We start from the raw sequence: 18,597 nt of genomic DNA on the forward strand, positions 1-18,597 counted from the left end.
CGGCGCCGGGACCCCGCCCTCACCGGTGCTGGTGCGAGCCGACGCCAGGGATCAGCCGTCTCCAGCGGTCAGTCGTCGTCCCCGTTCTCGTCATCGTCATCGTCATCGTCGGAGGCCGACGGCGGTTCACCGCAGACCACCCGGTTCCACGGGCGATAGGTGTGGGTGTAGGTGCGCTGCTCGTGCACCTCACCGCCGGCTGAGACCGTTCGGGTCACCTGCACGGTGAAGCCGGACTGCCCACCGGACTCCGGCTCGCATCGCGGGTCCTGGTTGTACACCGTCTGCGGTGAGGTGATGTTGTAGCGACTGCCGGTGACGATGTCGACGTCCCACACGTCCGTGCCCCACAGCACCACATGGGTCTGGCCGTCCCCGACCCAGGCGTGGATCAGCACCCCGTAGTCGGTGTTATTGCCGAATCTCATGTCCAGGTCCGGGGAGAACAGGGTGGCTTCACGGCCCTCGGGGTAGCGGCTGAACCACCGCGAGTGCGGCTGGTGCGTGATGTCTTCCAGGCCCGCTTCGAACGCGGCGTTGAACACGGTGGTGGAGAGTTGGGACAGCCCGCCCCCGGCGGCTTCGGTGGCAAACCCATCCACCACCACCCCGGAGGAGTTGTAGCCTCCGGCCTCGGTGATCGGGCTGAGGGCATCAAGCAGGGAGAACTCCTCACCCGGCATGAGCAGGGTGCCATTGATTCTCGAGGTGCCGATCACCAGGTTCTCGGTGCGGGGTGGGTCGTAAGGCATCGGGGTGGAGTAGCGTCCGATCACCTCCACGACGCCGAGCGCTTCGGCGTCGGCAGTGGTGAACTCGGCCTCGGTCCGGGAGAGTTCGACCGTGGCCACCCGCTGGTCCGCCTCGGTTTGCAGGGAGGCGTCGCGCACTGCCGGTGCCAGTTCCTCCGGGTCCAGCCCGGTGCCGGTGACCGCCGGGATCACGGTGGGCTCACCACCCTGCAACTCGATCCTGGCGTCGCGGGGGACTTCCCCGATCGAGTCCTCCTTGGCCGTGACGGTCTCGGCCAGTTCCTGGCCGTCCAGGGCCAGGTCGAACCGGGTGCCGTTGACCTCCAGGGTGGCGGCATCGGCCAACTCCTCGGTGGACAACTCCACTTCGGCGTCGTTCACCGCCACGGTCACCGGACCGGACAGGAACGGCTCGACCACCTCATCCATCGCGGCCCGGATCTCCTCGGGTCCGATCTCGGGTTGCACCACCAGTTCGGGCAATTCCAAGGGGCGTGACCCGGTGATCCACTCCGCCGCGAGCAACTCGGTGGCTTCGGGCACGTCGACGGCGGCACCCTCCTGCGGGTCGGTGATCTCCGCCTCGGCATCGACGATGCTGATCGAACCCTCCACGGGGCTGATGTCCAGGTCTTCTGCCAACCCCTCCAGCGCCGCCTCCAAAGCCGCCTCATCCACGTGCGAGACCGGCTCCTGCTCGCGAGTCCGAAGAGGTGGCCGAGCAGTATCCGCGGGTTCAGGGTGAATCCGGTGAACTGATCCACCGTGGCGGCAGCGTCGAAGGACAACCCGGCCGAGGCCGGTTCGATTTCGGCGCCGCTGTCCGCGAAGGTCAGCGGCAGCGGCTCGGTCTCCAGGCCACCGAGTTCCTCGGTCAGGACCTGCTCGGCCGTCCCGGTGGGCAGTCCCGAGACGTCCACGCCGGCCACCGTGGTGTCCGCCGGGACGCGGTCGCCGAGGAAGTAGGCGCTGCCCACGTACGCCGCGGCGAGCAGCAACACGATCACGCCCACCCAGATCCCGACCTTGGTGAGGCCGCGTTTCTTGCGCGTGGTTTTCTTCTTCGCGGTCAAGGGGCTGTCCTGGTCGTCGGAGACGGCGCCCGGAGGCCCGGCCACCATGGTGGCGTCTGGGTCATCCGTGGCGTCGGAGGCGTCGGTGGTCGGCGGGTCGACGACGCCGGTGGCGTCGTCGTCGCGAGCGGGCTCCTCGGCGTCGGCGGGCTCGTCCGGGGTGCGGTCGTCCTCGGGGGCATGATCGCCGGTGTCGGCGGGCTCATCCGGGGTGACGTCGTCCGCGCGGGCATGATCCCCGGTGCCGGCGGGCTCGTCCGGGGTGACGTCGTCCTCGGGGGTGCGGCGGTCCTTGATCGGGGTTCGGCGCACGTCGGCTGCCGGCGCTTCATCGGGACCGGGCAGTTCCTGGGTTGAGCCGTCATCGAGCGCGCCTTCGGACGGGCGCGGATCTGCGTCCCCGTCGGCATGCTCGTGCGTCGGCCCCGCAGGCCCCTCATTCTGCTTCGCCACGTATTCCCTTTAGAGTCCTCGGGCTCGTGTACGCCCCCGCACATGGTAACGCCTTGCCGTTCGCGGCACCTGCGCCACTCGCAAGCGTGGCCGGATTCACAGCACCGCCCCGGTCTCAGGGGGCCGCGCGCATCCGACCCAGGTGGTGCACGATCCCGCCGCTGCCGGCCGGCGCCAGCGCCGTGCTGAGCACCTGCCCGACCACCACCTCGTGGGAACCGGCCTCCTTGGTCCACTCGGTGCGGCACTCCAACCATGCGGTGGCCTCATCCAGCAGGGCTGCGCCGCTGTGCTCACCGCGATGGTGCCCCACCCGGTCCAACTGGCCCACGGCGGGGCGTCCCGGACTTGCCAGCCAGTCCGCCACCGCGCCGGCCGCTGCGCTCAGGATGCTCACCGCCCAGGTGCCACCGGGCTGCACCGCCTCGGCCAGCCGGGCATCGGAGTGCACGCAGAACAGCACCGTGGGTGGTTCCAGCGAGACCGAGACCACCGAGGTTGCCGTCATCGCCAGGTCGAGGCTGCCGGCGCGCGCCGAGATCACGCACACCCCGGAGATCAGCCGCGACATCGCCAGGCGGTAGTCCTCCACCGGATCAGTCACGGAACCACCTCCTCGGTGCCGCCAGGCCCAGCAGTGCCAGGGCGGGGGCCCCGAGCAGCCAGGCCACGCCGATCGCCTCCCCGGTCACGATCACGTCCGCCCTGCCCAGATAGGTCATCGCGAAGATCACCAGGAAGATCACGCCCGCGTAGAGCAGTTGCCCGCGCCGATCGGCCAGGGCGCGTGCCAGGACCGACCCGGTGAGCACCACCAGCAACGAGAGCAGCAGACCGAACGGCATCTCCCAGCGGTAGAACACCGTCCCGATCGAGCCCACCAGGATCGCCAGCAACGCCGTCATCGACAGCATGAACCCCGTGTACCAGCGCGGATCCTGCTCGCCCGCACCCCGCACCTGCCCGGGTGCACCCGCCTCTCCGGCCGCACCTGCGTCGTCGTGCCCTACTTCGTCCTCATCCCGGGCGAGGCCGGCCAGGTCGGCGGCACTACCCCACCCGGGCGCCACCATGGCCGTGGCCCGCGCCGGGACCGGCCGCAGCATGTCGTTGCTCAGCGCGAACCAGCCGGCGGCGTGCCCACCGGACTCAGCCACCAGTGCCTGATCGACGTGCACGGCCTGGATCTGGGTCCGGTGGGACCGCATCGCCTGCGCCAGTGCGTCCAGCACGGGGGCCGACAGCCCGATGTCCAGATCCACCTGATCATCGGGGCGAACGATCGTGGGGGTCTGCTCGCCGGTGGGAACCGTGAGCAGCCCGCCGGTGTGCTCGGAGGTGCCGGCCCGCCCGTTGTACCGCCTCAACCAGTCCAACCCGCCGCGGAAGCGGCTCTGCGGGTACACCACCCACGCCACCACGGGCACCCGCCAGGGCTGGGTACCGGTGGTGGGGTCATCGGGGAAGAGCGGCTCCAGGTCCGCCGCGGCCAGTTCCACCGCACGCATGGTGACCCGGTTGACCTGGACGTGGTCGGGGTGGCCGTAGCCGCCGTCGGGCTCCTCGGTCAGCACCAGGTCCGGGCGGGTCGTGCGGATCAGGGCGGCCAGCACCCGTGCGCTGATGTCGGTGTCGGCACGGGAGAAGGCGTGGTCGTCGACGTCCTCGGCCGGGATCGCCCGCACGCCGGTCTGCCCCTCCGGCCAGCGCATCCCGGAGTCGGTGTACCGGGGCGGGCGGCGTGTGGTGAGCCCGGGCAGCTCGTCCAGGAAGTGGTGCTCGGCCACGCCGAGCGCGGCGGTGGCGGCCCCGACCTCCTGAGTGCGGTGCCGGCCCAGCGCCTGGTGGTCCTGAGCCAGGTGCGCCAGGTCCGCACCGATCACCTCACCGCGCTCACCGCGGTTGGTGGTGACCACGGTGACGTGCCCGCGCCGCGCCATCGTGGCCAGCAGCGGGCCGCCGGAGAGGGTCTCATCGTCGGGGTGGGCGAAGACCCCGAGGGTGCGGGGTGCGTGCTGGCTCACTCCACTCCTTCCGATCCCACGGTGCCTGGCGCCTCTGGGTGCCACCCACTCTTGCTGCGCCCGGATCCTACTGCCAGGAACCCGGCGCGGCGGCCCTGGTGGTGGCGGGTCAGGACCGCCGGGCTCGGGCGGCGGCCTTGTTCCGGTCGTGTCCGTCCAGGATCACCTTACGGATCCGCACGACCTCCGGGGTGACCTCCACGCACTCGTCCTCCCGGGCGAACTCCAGGGACTCCTCCAGGGTCAACCGACGCGGCCGGTTCAGGTTCTCGAAGGTGTCCGCGGCGGCCGCGCGCATGTTCGTCTGCTTCTTCTCCTTGGTGATGTTGACGTCCATGTCCTCGTTGCGGACGTTCTCCCCCACGATCATGCCCTCGTAGACCTCCGAGGTCGGTTCGATGAAGAAACTGCCCCGGTCCTGCAGGTTGAGCATCGCGAACGGTGTGGCAGTCCCGGCCCGGTCGGCCACCAGTGAGCCGGTGGTGCGGAACTCGATCGGCCCGGCCCAGCGCTCGTACCCCTCGGCGATCGAGAAGGCGATCCCGGTGCCGCGGGTCTCGGTGAGGAACTGGGTGCGGAACCCGATCAACCCGCGGGCGGGCACCACGAACTCCATCCGGACCCAGCCGGTGCCGTGGTTGGTCATCGTGTCCATCCGGCCACGGCGCGCGGCGAGCAGCTGGGTGACCGAGCCCAGGTACTCCTCGGGAACATCGATGGTCATCCGCTCCATCGGCTCGTGCACCGCGCCGTCGATGACGCGGGTGACCACCTGGGGCTTGCCGACGGTCAACTCGAACCCCTCCCGGCGCATCTGCTCAACCAGGATCGCCAGGGCCAGTTCCCCCCTGCCCTGGACCTCCCAGGCGTCGGGCCGTTCGGTGGGCAGCACCCGCAGCGACACGTTGCCGACCAGTTCGGCGTCCAGGCGGTCCTTGACCTGCCGGGCGGTGACCTTGTGACCCTTGACCCGCCCGGCCAGCGGGGAGGTGTTGATCCCGACCGTCATCGAGATCGCCGGGTCGTCCACGGTGATCAACGGCAGCGGACGGGGATCGTCCGGATCGGTCAGTGTCTCCCCGATGGTGATCTCCTCGATGCCGGCGACGGCGACGATGTCACCGGGGCCGGCCTCGTCGGTGGGCATCGTTCCAGCCCGCGGGTGCGCAGGAGTTCGGAGATCCGCACCCCGGAGACCTGCCCGTCCCTGCGCGCCCACGCCACCTGCTGGCCCTTGCGCAGCGTGCCGTTGAAGATCCGCAGCAACGCCAGGCGGCCCAGGAACGGTGAGGCGTCCAGGTTGGTCACGTGCGCCTGCAGCGGCATCTCCGGGTCGTAGGTGGGGGCCGGGATGGTTTCCAGAATGGTGGCGAACAGGGGTTCCAGGTCGGCCTCATCGGGCAGTTCCCCGGCGGCCGGTTCGGTCATGGAGGCACGTCCGGCGCGGGCGGAGGCGTAGACCACCGGGACCTCCAGCACCGCATCCAGGTCCAGGTCCGGCACCTCGTCGGCAAGGTCCGCGGCCAGCGACAGCAGCAGGTCGGTGGACTCGGCGACCACCTCGGCGATGCGCGAGTCGGGGCGGTCCACCTTGTTCACCACGATGATCACCGGCAGCCGGGCGGCCAGGGCCTTGCGGAGCACGAACCGGGTTTGCGGCAGGGGGCCCTCGGAGGCATCCACCAGCAGCACCACGCCGTCGACCATGGACAGCCCGCGCTCGACCTCCCCGCCGAAGTCGGCGTGACCGGGGGTGTCGATCACGTTGATGGTGATGCCGTCCGGGTGACCGGCGGCTGCGGCAGCCGCACCGCGGTAGTCCACCGCGGTGTTCTTGGCCAGGATCGTGATGCCCTTCTCCCGCTCCAGATCCCCGGAGTCCATCACGCGCACCTCATCGGAGCCGCGTGCGCCGAAGGCGCCGGACTGGCGCAGCATGGCATCGACCAGGGTCGTCTTACCGTGGTCGACGTGGGCGACGATGGCGATATTGCGCAGATCGGTGCGCGAGCGGGTGGGCATCAGGTCAGGCCTCGATCCGGTGTTGGGTTGCTGGTGCACCGGAGGTAGGACGCGGCGCCAACACACAATTCTACCGGGAGATCAACCTCGTTCCGCGCGCCGGGATGCCGCCGGCGACGCCGAACACATCACATCAGCGTCCGGACCGGACCGACGCCACCCTCAGATGCCGCCACGCCCCATATCGCGGGCGCCCCCGCGCAGATCGTCGATCCCTGTACCCTGGCTCCGCGCCTCCTCCGCCGCCTCCTCGGCCGCCAACTCGGCCGCTGCGGCGTCGAGGAGGGCGTCGCGGGTCTCGCGGCGCTTGCGCTGTTCGTCCGGGTCCGGCACCGGTACGGCCGCGATGAGCCGCTGGGTGTAGGGGTCCTGGGGGTTGTTCACGATCTGCGGGGCCGGTCCGACCTCCACGAGCTTGCCGTGGTGCATCACCGCGATCCGGCTGGAGAGCATCTCCACCACCGCCAGGTCGTGGCTGATGAACAGGCACGCGAACCCGTGCTCACGTTGCAGGTCCTGGAACAGGCTGAGCACCGTCGCCTGCACGGACACGTCCAGTGCCGAGGTGGGCTCATCGGCGACCAGCAATTTGGGCTCCAGGCTCAGCGCCCGCGCGATACCCACCCGCTGGCGCTGCCCACCGGAGAGTTCGTGCGGGTACCGGTTGCGCATGAACCTGGGCAGTTGCACCTGGTCGAGCAGATCCTCTACGTACGAAGCCAGTTGCTTGCCCTTGATCCCCCGGTGCAGGTACAGCGGCTCCCCGATGGACTCACCGATGGGAAGGCGCGGGTTGAGGGAGGAGCCCGGGTCCTGGAAGACGATCCCGATCTTGCTGCGCAACGGCTTGAGGTCGCGCGGTTTGGCACCGACCATGTCCGTGCCCACGATCTCCAACCGTCCAGCCGACGCCGGAAGCAGGCCCACCGCAGCACGGCCGATGGTGGTCTTACCGGAACCGGACTCACCGACCAGGCCCACCACCTCGCCCGTGGCGATGCTCAGGTCCACGCCGTCCACGGCCTTGAACGCCGGGGTGCGACCGCGCTTGGGGTAGGTGATCTCCAGCCCCTCGGCCAGCATCGCCGGGGCGGGGCCCTGCGCGGCCGTTCCGTCAGCGGGCGGCTCGGCGCGTTCGGTGGTGGTGGCCGGAGGGCGTACCGCCGTGTGCTCGTGCGCGCTCGACCCCAGGTGAGGCACCGAGCGCAGCAACTGGCGGGTGTAGGGGTGCTTGGGCGCGTCGAAGATCTCCGCGGCGGTGCCGCGTTCGACGATCTCACCGTTGCGCATCACCAGGATCCGGTCGGCCATGTCGGCGACCACACCCATGTCGTGGGTGATCAGGACGACGCCCGAGTCGATCCGCTCCCGCAGGTCACGCATCAACTTCAGGATCTCGGCCTGCACCGTGACGTCCAGGGCGGTGGTGGGCTCGTCGGCGATCAACAGCCGGGGGTCACACGCCAGCGCCTGGGCGATCATGGCACGCTGACGCTGACCACCGGAGAGTTGGTGCGGGTAGGAGTGGTACCGGGTGGCCGCTGCGGGCATCTCCACGAGTTCCAGCAGTTCGATCGCCCGGGCCTTCGCGGCGGCGGGTCCGATGCCAGGTGGGTGCGGAGGGTCTCCACGATCTGGAAGCCGACGGTGTAGACGGGGTTCAACGCCGTCATCGGCTCCTGGAAGATCACGGCGGCCTCCATGCCGCGTACCTTCTGCAGTTTGCTGTTGGGCATCCCGACCAACTCCTGGTCGCCCAGCTTCGCCGAGCCCGAGGAGCGGCCGTTGGGAGGCAGCAGCCCCAACAGGGACATCGACGACTGGGTCTTGCCCGAGCCGGACTCACCCACGATGGCGAGCACCTCACCGGGGTAGACCTCGTAGGTCATGTTCTTCGCGGCCGTGTGCCATTCGCCCTCGACGAAGAAGTCCACGCTCAGATCGCGCACGGTCAGGATCGCATCACCCGTCGCGGACAGGGGTGCCTCACTGGTGGTCTGTGTACTCACGCCACTTCCTTCCATCCATCACGGCGCGACGGCGCCGAGTGGGCGATGCTCCGCTCCGGGCGGTTCGGTGCCACGATGGTGCCATGGGTCCCACGCACACGTTCCGCACTCTCTACGCACGCGTCCTGACCGTCCTGGCCGGAGCGTTGATCGTGGTGGTGCTCATCTACAGCCTCATCGATGGGGGTATCGACGCACTGTGGCAGGCGCTGCCGTTCCTCGTGATCGGTGGCGGTCTGGTGTGGGTGCTGTTCGGTAATCCCAAGGTCGAGGTGGCCGACGGCGGCATCACCGTGGTCAACATCGTGCGGCGGGTGCATGTGCCCTGGCCCACGCTTCGCGGCGTGGAGAGCCGGTGGGCCCTGTCGGTGGAGACAACCGAGGGTACGTACTCCTCCTGGGCGATCCCCGCCTCGAGTGGTATGGGAACACGCCTGCGCCGCCCCCGCACGAAGATGGCCACGGGTGAGGCCGAGACCGGCCGCTCCCTGGAGACCGGTCACAATGCGGCCGCCGTGGCCCTGGTGATCGGGCAGCGGCTGGACTCCCTCACCGCGGCCGGCTACCTGGAGGACCGGCCCACGCACGAGCCGGTCCGGCCGACCCCGGGGTGGAACACCCGCGAGCTGGGGGTGCTCGGGGTGGTCGTGCTGACGGTGGCGATCATGGTGCTGACCGGCTGAGCCGGTCCTGGCCGGGTTACCGCGGGGCACGATCCGCGTCAGTCCCGGGCCGACGACGGCGAGCACGCCATGTTCCACCTGCTCGAGCCCGCTGCGTGGCCGGGCGGGAACCATCATGACGTCGCCGCCACGTTGGTGTCCTTGGTCTCACGGCGCTCCAGCTTCCGCTCGGCGGCAGCAAGCTTGCGGGCCGAGGGGATGCGTCGCTGGCGCGGGTCGAACGCGTCCCGGAGCCCGTCACCGATGAAGTTGACACACAGGGCCAGTGCGACGATGAACAGGCCCGGCCACCAGAACAGCCAGGGCCGGGTGGCGAAGGCCGTCTCGTACTCACTGATGAGCAGCCCGAGGGAGACGTTCGGCAGCGTGATACCGAAGCCCAGATAACTCAGCGAGGTCTCCAGCAAGATCGCCGAGGACATCAGCAGCGTCACGGCCACGATGATCACACCCATGGCGTTGGGCAGCATGTGCTTGAAGATGATCCGCACGTTCGAGGCACCGGCGACGCGGGCCGCGTCGACGAACTCCCGTTCCCGCAGCGAGAGGAACTCGGCACGCACCAGTCGGGACAGGCCCGTCCAGGTCACCGCACCCAGCGCCAGTGCCAGCGGCACCGGGTCGGCCGCGCCGACGATCCGGCCGAGCACGGCACCGAGGGCGATCGTCGGCAGCGTGATCACCAGGTCGGTCATCCGCATCAGGACCTGGTCCGCTGCGCCACGGAAGAAGCCGGCGACGGAACCGATCACCACACCGGCGAAGGTGGCGGCAATGCCGATGATCACCATGACGATCGTGGAGGTCTGGATCCCTCGCATCACCTGGGCGAACATATCGCGGCCGATGTCGTCCTGACCGAACGGGTGCGGGCCGATACCAAAGCCCTCCTCGCTCCAGGGCATCGTGATGGTGGGCCGGCCGCCCTCGTGGAAGATGCGGTAGCCGTGCACGTCCGGATCCGGGCGCTGCCCCGGGGCCCACTCCCACCAGCCGGGCACGAACCAGAATCCGACCGAGGAGAATCCGAGGATCACGATCCCGACCAGGATGATCAACGCGGCCATCGCGCCGCGGTGGCGGAAGAAGCGTTCCCGGACGATCTGCCCCTGGGACTTGCCGATGGCCTCGCGCAGTTCGATCGCGCCCTCACCGGCACCGGAGGCGTCCTCCGGTACGTCGGGGTTGTCAACGTCGTTGCGAGTCATCAGGCGTTCACCCGGATTCGTGGGTCAAGGGCTGCGTACATCAGGTCGGCCACCATGTTGGCGAGGATCGCCAGCGCGGCCACGATCACCAGGTAGGCCATCACCGGTTCGATGACGTTGGCCTCAAGGTTCGCCAGGAACATCGTGCCCATCCCGGGTCTGGCGAAAATTCGCTCGGTGATCAGCGCGCCGCCGAGCAGACCGATCACGTCCACCGGGACCAGGGTGGCCAGGGGGATCAGCGTGTTGCGGAAGCCGTGCCGCATGATCACGGTGCGCTCGGCCAGCCCCTTCGCGCGGGCGGTGCGCATGTAGTCCTGGTTCAGCACCTCCAGCATCGACCCCCGCGAGTAACGCGTGTAGGAGGCGAAGGAGATGAGCATCAGGGCCAGAGTCGGCAGGATGAGGTGGCCGTACAGGTTCAGGGTGGACTCCCAGAAGTCCCCCTGGAATCCCGGTGTGCGTTCCTGGAAGGTCCGGATCGGGCGTCCGGAGATCCGGGGGTTGGCGTTGTAGGAGGGCCAGGCCTGCATGATCCGGTCCAGGAAGACCATGGCGCCCATGATGGCGGCGACGATGCCGCCGGTACGTGCCGACTGCTTCCAGTCCGGTCCGCCCCAGAACCGCCCGACCAGCGCACCCACGGCCACACAGACCAAGCCGAGACCGGCGATCAGTGGGGCGCCGGTGATCTCGGCGGCATCGGTGACATCGAACAGCCACTGCACCGGGAGGTAGAGCGCGAGCGTCAACGCGACGACGCTCAGCGAGGTGAACAGCGCCCGTCGGTTCTCCAGACCTGTCGATAGCAGGGTGATAGCGAAGGCCACACCCAGCCCGTTCAGGATGAGCAGCGCGGGACCGATGTGTGGGTCGTTCCACCAGCCGCTGCCTTGCAGGTAGAACAGCATCCCCGCAACGGCTGCGGCGCCGACGACGAAACTGATCAGACGGGTGATCCGCGATCCGGCCATGGCCATCGAGATCAACGCACCCCCGATGACGGCGACGATGCCGATCGTGGTCGGGGACAGGTGCGGGTCGGCCAGGAAGTCGTTGAAGCCGATCGCGCCCCATTGCTTGAGCAGTACCGCCACCCAGAACACCGGGAGGGAGTACAGCACGAAGGAGAAGAAGACGACGATGTAGTCGAAGCTGGTGTACTGACGCAGCGCCGAGACGATCCCGACGCTCACGCCCAGGATGATGGACAGGAAGGTCGCGGCGGTCACGAGATGGAGGGTGCCGATCACAGCACCGCGCAACTCGTCGGCGACCGGCTGCCCGGTCTCCCAGGACACACCCGGGTCACCGGTGACGAACGCGCCGAACCACGTCGCGTATCGCTCGAACACCGTGGCATCGAGGTTCAGCATCTCGATGCGCTGTTCTATCTGTGCCGGGGCGTCAGGGTCGGTGCTGGTGTACAGGTCCTCGAGCGGATCGACGGCGAGGTCGATCATGATGTAGCTCAGAAAGGACGACAGGAGCAGGATGAGCAATCCCATCAGCACTCGTCTGACTATGAACTGCAGCAAAACTGGACCTCGCAGTCGGCAGTGGCCGGGGTGAGTTGCGGTGGATTCTAGGCGATGACGGTACCCCAGCCGAACCAGCCATGGGTCGGTTTGGGTACGCACAAGTGTGGGGGCATCGGGGCCGGTAGGGCGCCCGATGCCCCCACGTACTTGCGGTGTCTACCTAGGAGTCAGAGTTCAGAAGGAACCCTCGACTCACTCAGTGAGCTCCCACTCCCAGTAGTTCCAGAAGATGGTCGGTGCCAAGGCGATCGGCTCGATGTTCTGCAGCCGTGCGTCGTAGCCCGCGATGAGCTCGTGCTGGAAGATCACCGTGCCGAACGCTTCCTCCACCAGGATCTGCTCGGCCTCGGCGAGCAGATCCGCCTGTGCCTGAGCATCGGTCTCGGAACTCAGTTCGGCGAAGATCTCGTCCACGCGCTCGTTGGAGAATCCACCGAAGTTGTTCACCCCACCGGTGACGTGGTTCTGACCAGCGGCACCAACCGCGGTGGAGGTGGACTGCCACCCGAAGAGGGAGGCGTCGTAGATGGTGGTGTCAGCCAGGAGCGATCCCCAGTTGACGTCACCGGCGTCGACCAGCTCGAACAGACCCTCACGCTCCACGGACTCGCGGACGAGCTCGTAGATGTTCGCGCGGCGTGAGTTGGACGGGTCATACATGAACCGGACCGGGATCGGCGTTTCCACACCGGTGCCCTCGATCAGTTCGACCGCGGTGTCCAGGTCGGTCTCCACCGGCCAGGTCTGCTCCATCTGGTTGGTCTCAACCATCTGGTCATAGTTCGGAGAACCGGGGACCTGGGTGTAGGAGTGACGCACCTCGGCCTCGGGGTTGATCGGCTGGACCTGGGTCTCCACGATCTCCTGGCGCGGAACCAGGTTGAAGAAGGCATTGCGGATGTCGCGTGCAACGTCCTCATCGCCACCGTAGGTCTCGGGGTCGAACGGGCCACCGTTGTCGAAGATGACGTCGATGTGCTCGTACGTGGGACCGTCACCGCTGAAGATCCCGACCTGATCGCCGAGGTTCTCCAGGGCAGCCAGCGTGTCCGGGGTGGCCTGCGGCTGGACCAGGTGCACTTCCTGGTTCTGCAGCGCCTGGATGTGGGTCATCGGGTCACCGGAGATGGTGACGGTGATCTCCTCGATCGCGGCCGGGAACTCCCCGGTGTAGTCCGGGTTGGCCGTCAGGGTCACGTACTGGTTCCGCTGGAAGTCCGTCATCAGGTACGCACCCGAGGACAGGTACAGCAACTCGTCGTCCGGCAGGGTGTCGCCGAACTGGAAGCCGGTGTTGTAGAACGCCGCAATCGGCGCCAGGTCCTCGGTGATCTCATCCTGGATCGCAGCGATCACCCGGTCCTTGGCTTCCTGCGGGTCGTCGATGTCCAGCGCCCGCATCCCGACGACGTGCGCGGGGACGCCCACACCGAAGCTGTACTCCCAGTCCACGTAGGGCTGGTTGTAGTCGAAGGTCACGCCCTTACCGTCGGCGATGATCTCCGGCGTCTCCTCGATCAGCCCGACGGACGTGGTCAGGGGGAAGTTGAAGTAGACCTCGTTGTCGTCAGCCAGTCGCTCGGAGACCTCGGTCTCGACGGCCGCGAGGTACTCCTCCATCGACTCGGCCGGAACCTCGAGCTCGCCGTCGTCGTTCTCCTCGCCGAACTCCTCGAGCAGTTCTCCCTGGACTTCCTCCCGGACCGCGTCGGCGTCGGTCTCGGTGTTCAACTGACCGGAGTGGGCCGCCCAGTACAACATCAGGTCAGCGGCGTCGATCTCGACCGGCTCCTCGCCGCCGTACCAGTACGCCTCATCGGAGAGGGTGAATTCCATGGTCATGGAGTCCTCGGTCTCCTCGACCATGTCAAAGGTGCCGAAGGACTCATTCCGCTGCAACGCCAGGTCGCCGTCGAAGTAGCGGAATCCGTCGTTCATCAGGTACAGGATGTTGTTGTTCGCGGCGGCGTTACCGGTCCGCGAGTTGCTGTTGTACTCGTAGAACGTCTGGTTCCAGCCAATGGTGATCGCGCTAGCAGCCTCGCTCACGCCACCGTTGTCGTCGCTGTCATCGGGCTCTGTGTCTGGGTCGTCACCGGTACCGCCATTGCATGCGGCCAGCACGAGGGCGGTCGCTGCGGTTATCGCAGCTCCCGCCGTAAAGCGCCTGGTCTTCAATGTTCCTCTCCTATGAATGGCAAGGAGCGACTCGCCCCGGACCGCTTCCGGCTGGACCTCGTGGGTCCGACGAGCACTTTGCATCCGCCATGGACAGGGGAAGCGTACACACGCCAGGGGCTGGGATTGTTCGAGGTGACGGCATTCGTGTCCGCATCGTTACCGAAGTGAGACCTAGCCGTCACTCCCCCCGGCTGGGCGTGATGCCACCGTGACTTTGTGCCTGATCTGCGTACTTACGCGTTCCAGGGGCCACCGGACGTCCCGGTCCCGGGGCCCGGGGGTCCGGGGAAATGGACTCGCTCACCGGTGGGGAACGTGCTAGTCACGCACCGCAACCGCGCCAGCCGGCTGCGCTCATGCACTATCGGAGTTGCGTAGGTGGGTACCGGAGGAGTGCCTACCCGCCTGCCGGCTCCCGCCCGGGTGGGAAGCCACCGGTGGCGATCGGACCCCAGCCGGTGATCTCAATGCGGAGCAGGGACTTGCCCTGGCGCACCATGGCCTCGCGGTACTCGGCCCAGTCCGGGTGCTCCCCCGAAATGCTGCGGAAGTACTCCACCAGTGGCTCGACGGCCTCGGGTACGTCGAGCACCTCGGCCGTCCCGTCCACCTGCACGTAGGGCCCGTTCCACTCATCGGAGTGCACCAGCATCGAGACCTGCGGGTTGCGCCGTGCGTTGGTGGTCTTGGCTCGTTCGGGGTAGGTGGCGATCACCACCCGGCCGGCCTCGTCGACTCCCGCGCTCACCGGCGAGACCTGCAGCCCTCCGCTGGCCTTGTGGGTGATCAGCGTGACCCGGTGCCGGGGGCGGATGAAGTCCAACAGTTCGGCCCGCTCCACGCGGGTGGCGGTGGCGATGCTCATGGCCCCCACGCTACCGCCACTCGGCCCGCGCCACCACGGACGAGGGCACTGCGCCTCCACTGGGCACCACCGTCACGGCTACCGGCCCGCTTCGATCAGGAACCGGGTGCTGTGCGCCACGAACGGGCCCTCGGCCTGGATGCGCTCATGCAGGAGCTCCAACTGCGGACGGTAGGCCTCCACGGTGAACCCCGGCACGATCCAGATCACCTTGCGCAGGAAGTGCACCACGGCGGCAATGTCGTTGAAGGCCATCCGTAGGCGGGCGGTCTGCAGGTCCCGCACCCGGAGCCCGGCCCCTTCGGCGGCGGCCACCGCTCGCTCCGGACTGCGTCCGTCGGAGGGTTCGAAGTCCCCCAGCATCGCCTCCGACAACTCGTGCACACTGGCCTTCCCCACCTGTTGGGACAGGTAGGTTCCGCCTGGACGAAGCACCCGGGCGACCTCCTCCCAGAGCACCACGGTGGGGTGGCGGGAGACCACCAGGTCGAAGGTGCCGTCGTCGAACGGCAACGGTTCGGTGTCCTCCACCTGCACCACCTGGCCCCCGAGCGCCGTCAGTCGTGGGCGGGCCAGGTCGAGGTTCGGGGGCCAGGACTCGGTGGCGCGCAGCAGTGGTGGGACGTGCGGTATCTGCGCGAGCACCTCGGCCCCACCCGTCTGGACGTCGAGCATCGCCCGCGCGGTGCCCGATCGCTGCGCGACCAGTCCGGCGTAGCCCCAGGGCGGGCGCTCCTCGCTGGCCCGGCCGGCGAACCAACTGAAGTCCCAGCCCTCGGTGGGTACCGCCGCACCCTCGGCGAGCAGTTCGTCGAATGTCGTCATCACCCCATGGTCGCACCCGTGTCACCCCAATTCGTGAGCACCAGCCGTTAGCACTCTCGGCATGAGAGTGCTAAAATCGGCCGTGACAACGGTCGTCTTCATCGGGCCTGGAAGGTCCGGGCCCGGGTATCCACTCGGAGGTGATGGTGATGGCAACGCGAATCGACCCGTTCCGCGAGATGGACCGTGTATTCAGCAATGCGCTGGGACAAGTGATGTCCTCCGGACGCAGCAATGCGATGCCGATCGACCTGTATCGCGATGGGGACAAGTTCGTTCTGAACATGGACCTTCCCGGGGTCGATCCGTCCTCGATCGATGTCGACGTCGAGGACCAGACGCTGACAATCCGTGCTGAGCGCGGACAGGCGGAGAACCAACAGACCCAGTGGCTCGCGCGGGAGCGGCCCACCGGCACATTCGCGCGCCAACTGATGCTCGGTAGCGGGGTGTCGGTGGACCGGATCGACGCCTCATACGCCGATGGGGTGCTGTCGCTGACGATCCCGGTGGCCGAGGAAGCCAAGCCTCGCAAGATCGAGGTTGCCCACTCGAGTAATCAGTCCAGGATCGAGCAAGCGGGCTGAACCATGCGGTGGTGGCGGGTGCCCGGCCGGGCTGGCCCGCCACCACCGGTCCACCTGCGTACGGAGGCAGGAGCGTGTCTCACCCGAAGCGGTACCGGACCAGGGCCGAAGCGATCGAGCAGTCACTGGTTCCGGCACTGGCCGAGCACACCGATGACGTCGACGTTGACGCCGTCTTCGAGGCCACCTTCAGTTACACGGTCGAGCGCGACGGCGCGGGCAATGAGATCGAGGGCACGGGGGGCTATGAATCGGTAGCCACCGAAGGCGAGATCTGGTCGGTCGCGGCCGAGCATGCCCAGCGCATCATCGCCGTGGACTCCGAGTCGCCCGGGGGTGAGCATCACGAACCCCCCGGCCAGATCTCGGTGACCATCCCCTCCACTCGCGTCGAGGTGGAGGTACTGTCGCTGCCCGCGCGGCTGAGCCCGGCCACCTGGGAGGAGCTCATCGACCAGCGCCTCCGTGAAGCGAACTGGAGACGCGTGAGCGAGTGGGAGGACGGCGGTAACCGCGTGCGGGCGATGGTCGTGCGCACCTGACACCCGATGCCCATCGCGGGCGTGCCGCAGCGAGCCTAGACTGAGCGGTCGAGGAGCAGTGATGACCTGGGATTTCGAGGGCGAGATCTGGTACTGGCGCGGCCCCGCCCCGTTCTACTTCATCACCGTACCCGAGCCGATCAGTGCCGACATCCACGCCGTGGCCGCTGACGTCAGTTACGGCTGGGGGGCGATCCCCGTCCGAGCGCGCATCGGTGCCACCACCTGGCAGACCTCCATGTTCCCCAAGGAAGGCCTGTACGCACTGCCGGTGAAGGTGGCGGTACGACGGGCTGAGCAGATCGACGATGGTGACCTGGTCTCAGCCCACCTGGAACTGGAGCCGGGACGGCCCCAGATCACCGTGAGATGAGGCGCGTAGCCGCGGCCTGCAGTGTGGGCCAAAGGATGCCGTGAGTGCCAGCCGGTTCAGACCCAGTTCGGTTCCGCCGCGTCCACGGGCTCGGGCAGGGCGTGGCCCGGGGGTGCGATGACGTAGACGAGGCCGCCCGACGTGGTCAGCCAGAGGCTCTCGAACTGGTCGCGGCGGTAGGTGACGCGCACCTTGCCGTCGTCGGCCTCGTCCTGGGAGGCCGGGTCGTTGACCACGACGTCTCCGTCGGAGTCGAACCCTACGATCGTCAGCAGGTGCCCGTTCGTCCCGTATCCGGCGCCGTCGAGGTCGGCTTCGGTGAACGACATCGAGCAGACCAGGGGGATGCCGGCGCTGATGAACTCCTCGGCCTCGCGCAGTGACCGCAGCCGGGTGATGTAGGCCCGGGCGCCCCGCTCTCCGGCGTAGGCCGCGTTGAACGCCCAGTTCCCGGCGCCCCCGTAGGTGTAGTCGAAGACATACCGCGTGACGTGGTCAACCTGGGGGCGCTGTTCCCCCTCGATATCCACCCATCCGGTCTCCTCGGCATCGGGGCCCAGGCCGAAATGGTCCAGCACCATCGCAGTGCAGGTCGGTGAGCACCAGGCCTGCCCTCCCCCGTTCCACTCCGGGTAGTGACCCTTGTGCAGGTGCTGTGAGTAGGCGGGCACGTCCAGCACGATCCCGGCGGCCTCCCCCGGCTCACTGACCGGTACCGCCCGCTCGTCGGGAATCGCCGAGGCCATCGCGGTGAGCAGGGCGACCTCAGGGGTCTGCGCGGCGCCGGCGACCCGGTGCAGCGTGGCCCGCACTCGCAGTCCGGTCAAGGTGTGGTTGTGCCGCATCGCCAGCACATCCACATTGACACCGGCCCGCGTGTCGCGCTGCCCCTCGACGGTACCGCGCTGGATGTCGGGGGCGTCATCGCCCCGGGACCAGCGGGCCAGCACGTACCAGTCGGTGCGCTCACCGGAGTCGGTGATCCCCTGGACGGCTACCTCCACCCACGTGCCCGACGGCGTTCGCGCGTTCCAAGAGGGGATCACCTCGGTGCCAGCGAACGGCAGTTGGACCTCCGGGGAGGTCCAGGTGGCGGTGTCGTAGGTGCGGGCCACCTCGGTGTGGGGGTCGGTGTACTCCACCGTGCCGGTGGGCGAGGTCAGGACCAGGCGCCCGTCGGGATCGACCGCGGTGCCGTCGTGGCTGCCCTGGTCGAAGCCGCCGGTGCCTTCCCATGCCTGCATGTACACCCCCCGGGGCGCGGGCTCGGGGGCGGGGTCGTCCAAGCCGGGAGGCTCGGATCGCGAGCGCATCAGTGCCGCTGCTCCGAGCGCGCCCGCGCCGGCCACGCCGACCGCCCCCACGGAGCCCAACAACTTGCGGCGGGAGATCCTGTTTGCGTCATGGTCACTCGACATCGCCTCGACTGTACCGACCACCGGTCACGACGCCTGGGCAG

14 protein-coding genes and 2 pseudogenes are annotated in these 18,597 nt (G+C 68.2%); 5 read left to right on the forward strand and 11 right to left on the reverse strand.

Annotated elements, in window-relative coordinates; genetic code table 11:
• Positions 1-68: 68 nt before the first annotated feature.
• Positions 69-1,499: a VanW family protein gene (locus ACRRRO_RS02475; RefSeq protein WP_434081543.1), complete on the reverse strand. Its 1,431-nt coding sequence runs from the start codon at positions 1,497-1,499 to the stop codon at positions 69-71.
• On the opposite strand from ACRRRO_RS02475, the gene ACRRRO_RS02480 reads away from it, so the two are divergent.
• Positions 1,466-2,182, forward strand: coding sequence for a hypothetical protein (locus ACRRRO_RS02480; RefSeq protein ID WP_434081038.1), 717 nt, complete (start codon positions 1,466-1,468; stop codon positions 2,180-2,182). The genes ACRRRO_RS02475 and ACRRRO_RS02480 overlap by 34 nt on opposite strands.
• A gap of 211 nt (positions 2,183-2,393) precedes the next feature.
• Here ACRRRO_RS02480 and ACRRRO_RS02485 read toward each other — a convergent pair whose 3' ends face one another.
• From ACRRRO_RS02485 to ACRRRO_RS02500, 4 genes and pseudogenes are all read right to left on the reverse strand, one after another.
• A complete protein-coding gene (locus ACRRRO_RS02485) occupies positions 2,394-2,882 on the reverse strand; it encodes a flavin reductase family protein (RefSeq protein ID WP_424797948.1) in 489 nt (162 codons plus the stop codon).
• A complete protein-coding gene (locus tag ACRRRO_RS02490; protein WP_424797947.1) occupies positions 2,875-4,302 on the reverse strand; it encodes a PIG-L family deacetylase in 1,428 nt (475 codons plus the stop codon). The genes ACRRRO_RS02485 and ACRRRO_RS02490 overlap by 8 nt, the downstream gene beginning before the upstream one ends.
• Before the next feature lie 109 nt (positions 4,303-4,411).
• A pseudogene (typA, locus tag ACRRRO_RS02495) lies at positions 4,412-6,324 on the reverse strand (translational GTPase TypA).
• 162 nt (positions 6,325-6,486) lie between these two features.
• Positions 6,487-8,348, reverse strand: a pseudogene (locus ACRRRO_RS02500) (ABC transporter ATP-binding protein).
• A gap of 68 nt (positions 8,349-8,416) precedes the next feature.
• On the opposite strand from ACRRRO_RS02500, the gene ACRRRO_RS02505 reads away from it, so the two are divergent.
• A complete protein-coding gene (locus ACRRRO_RS02505) occupies positions 8,417-9,016 on the forward strand; it encodes a PH domain-containing protein (RefSeq protein WP_424797944.1) in 600 nt (199 codons plus the stop codon).
• Between the two features lie 113 nt (positions 9,017-9,129).
• On the opposite strand, the gene ACRRRO_RS02510 is transcribed toward ACRRRO_RS02505, so the two are convergent.
• The 5 genes from ACRRRO_RS02510 to ACRRRO_RS02530 form a co-directional block, all read right to left on the reverse strand.
• Entirely contained in the window at positions 9,130-10,224 is a 1,095-nt protein-coding gene (locus ACRRRO_RS02510) for an ABC transporter permease (RefSeq protein ID WP_424788146.1), read from the reverse strand.
• Positions 10,224-11,732 carry an ABC transporter permease gene (locus ACRRRO_RS02515; protein ID WP_424797943.1) on the reverse strand — a complete coding sequence of 503 codons (1,509 nt, stop codon included), beginning with the start codon at positions 11,730-11,732 and terminating at the stop codon, positions 10,224-10,226. Before ACRRRO_RS02515 ends, ACRRRO_RS02510 begins: the two co-directional genes overlap by 1 nt.
• A 225-nt stretch (positions 11,733-11,957) precedes the next feature.
• Entirely contained in the window at positions 11,958-13,814 is a 1,857-nt protein-coding gene (locus ACRRRO_RS02520) for an ABC transporter substrate-binding protein (protein WP_424797942.1), read from the reverse strand.
• A 529-nt stretch (positions 13,815-14,343) separates the two neighbouring features.
• On the reverse strand, positions 14,344-14,811 hold the full coding sequence (locus tag ACRRRO_RS02525) for a PPOX class F420-dependent oxidoreductase (RefSeq protein ID WP_424788143.1): 468 nt from the start codon (positions 14,809-14,811) through the stop codon (positions 14,344-14,346).
• A 78-nt stretch (positions 14,812-14,889) separates the two neighbouring features.
• Positions 14,890-15,636 carry a class I SAM-dependent methyltransferase gene (locus ACRRRO_RS02530; RefSeq protein ID WP_424797941.1) on the reverse strand — a complete coding sequence of 249 codons (747 nt, stop codon included), beginning with the start codon at positions 15,634-15,636 and terminating at the stop codon, positions 14,890-14,892.
• Between the two features lie 149 nt (positions 15,637-15,785).
• On the opposite strand from ACRRRO_RS02530, the gene ACRRRO_RS02535 reads away from it, so the two are divergent.
• The 3 genes from ACRRRO_RS02535 to ACRRRO_RS02545 all read left to right on the forward strand — a co-directional run bounded on the left by ACRRRO_RS02535 (position 15,786) and on the right by ACRRRO_RS02545 (position 17,138).
• Positions 15,786-16,223 (forward strand): Hsp20/alpha crystallin family protein, encoded by a 438-nt coding sequence (locus tag ACRRRO_RS02535; protein WP_424797940.1) that lies wholly within the window; start codon positions 15,786-15,788, stop codon positions 16,221-16,223.
• Between the two features lie 74 nt (positions 16,224-16,297).
• A complete protein-coding gene (locus tag ACRRRO_RS02540) occupies positions 16,298-16,765 on the forward strand; it encodes a hypothetical protein (protein ID WP_424797939.1) in 468 nt (155 codons plus the stop codon).
• Positions 16,766-16,826: 61 nt separating this feature from the next.
• Positions 16,827-17,138 carry a DUF1905 domain-containing protein gene (locus ACRRRO_RS02545; protein ID WP_424797938.1) on the forward strand — a complete coding sequence of 104 codons (312 nt, stop codon included), beginning with the start codon at positions 16,827-16,829 and terminating at the stop codon, positions 17,136-17,138.
• A gap of 56 nt (positions 17,139-17,194) precedes the next feature.
• Here the strand turns inward: ACRRRO_RS02545 and ACRRRO_RS02550 are convergent, their stop codons facing one another.
• On the reverse strand, positions 17,195-18,556 hold the full coding sequence (locus ACRRRO_RS02550; RefSeq protein ID WP_424797937.1) for a C39 family peptidase: 1,362 nt from the start codon (positions 18,554-18,556) through the stop codon (positions 17,195-17,197).
• Positions 18,557-18,597: the final 41 nt, after the last annotated feature.

The organism is Sanguibacter sp. Z1732 (assembly GCF_051020515.1).
Classification (GTDB): domain Bacteria; phylum Actinomycetota; class Actinomycetes; order Actinomycetales; family Beutenbergiaceae; genus CALKWS01.

Coding starts and splice junctions, on each gene's coding strand:
- ACRRRO_RS02505 (WP_424797944.1), top strand. CDS start 8,417: ATGGGTCCCACGCACACGTTCCGCACTCTCTACGCACGCGTCCTGACC.
- ACRRRO_RS02510 (WP_424788146.1), bottom strand. CDS start 10,224: ATGACTCGCAACGACGTTGACAACCCCGACGTACCGGAGGACGCCTCC.
- ACRRRO_RS02515 (WP_424797943.1), bottom strand. CDS start 11,732: ATGGGATTGCTCATCCTGCTCCTGTCGTCCTTTCTGAGCTACATCATG.
- ACRRRO_RS02525 (WP_424788143.1), bottom strand. CDS start 14,811: ATGAGCATCGCCACCGCCACCCGCGTGGAGCGGGCCGAACTGTTGGAC.
- ACRRRO_RS02530 (WP_424797941.1), bottom strand. CDS start 15,636: ATGACGACATTCGACGAACTGCTCGCCGAGGGTGCGGCGGTACCCACC.
- ACRRRO_RS02535 (WP_424797940.1), top strand. CDS start 15,786: ATGGCAACGCGAATCGACCCGTTCCGCGAGATGGACCGTGTATTCAGC.
- ACRRRO_RS02545 (WP_424797938.1), top strand. CDS start 16,827: ATGACCTGGGATTTCGAGGGCGAGATCTGGTACTGGCGCGGCCCCGCC.
- ACRRRO_RS02550 (WP_424797937.1), bottom strand. CDS start 18,556: ATGTCGAGTGACCATGACGCAAACAGGATCTCCCGCCGCAAGTTGTTG.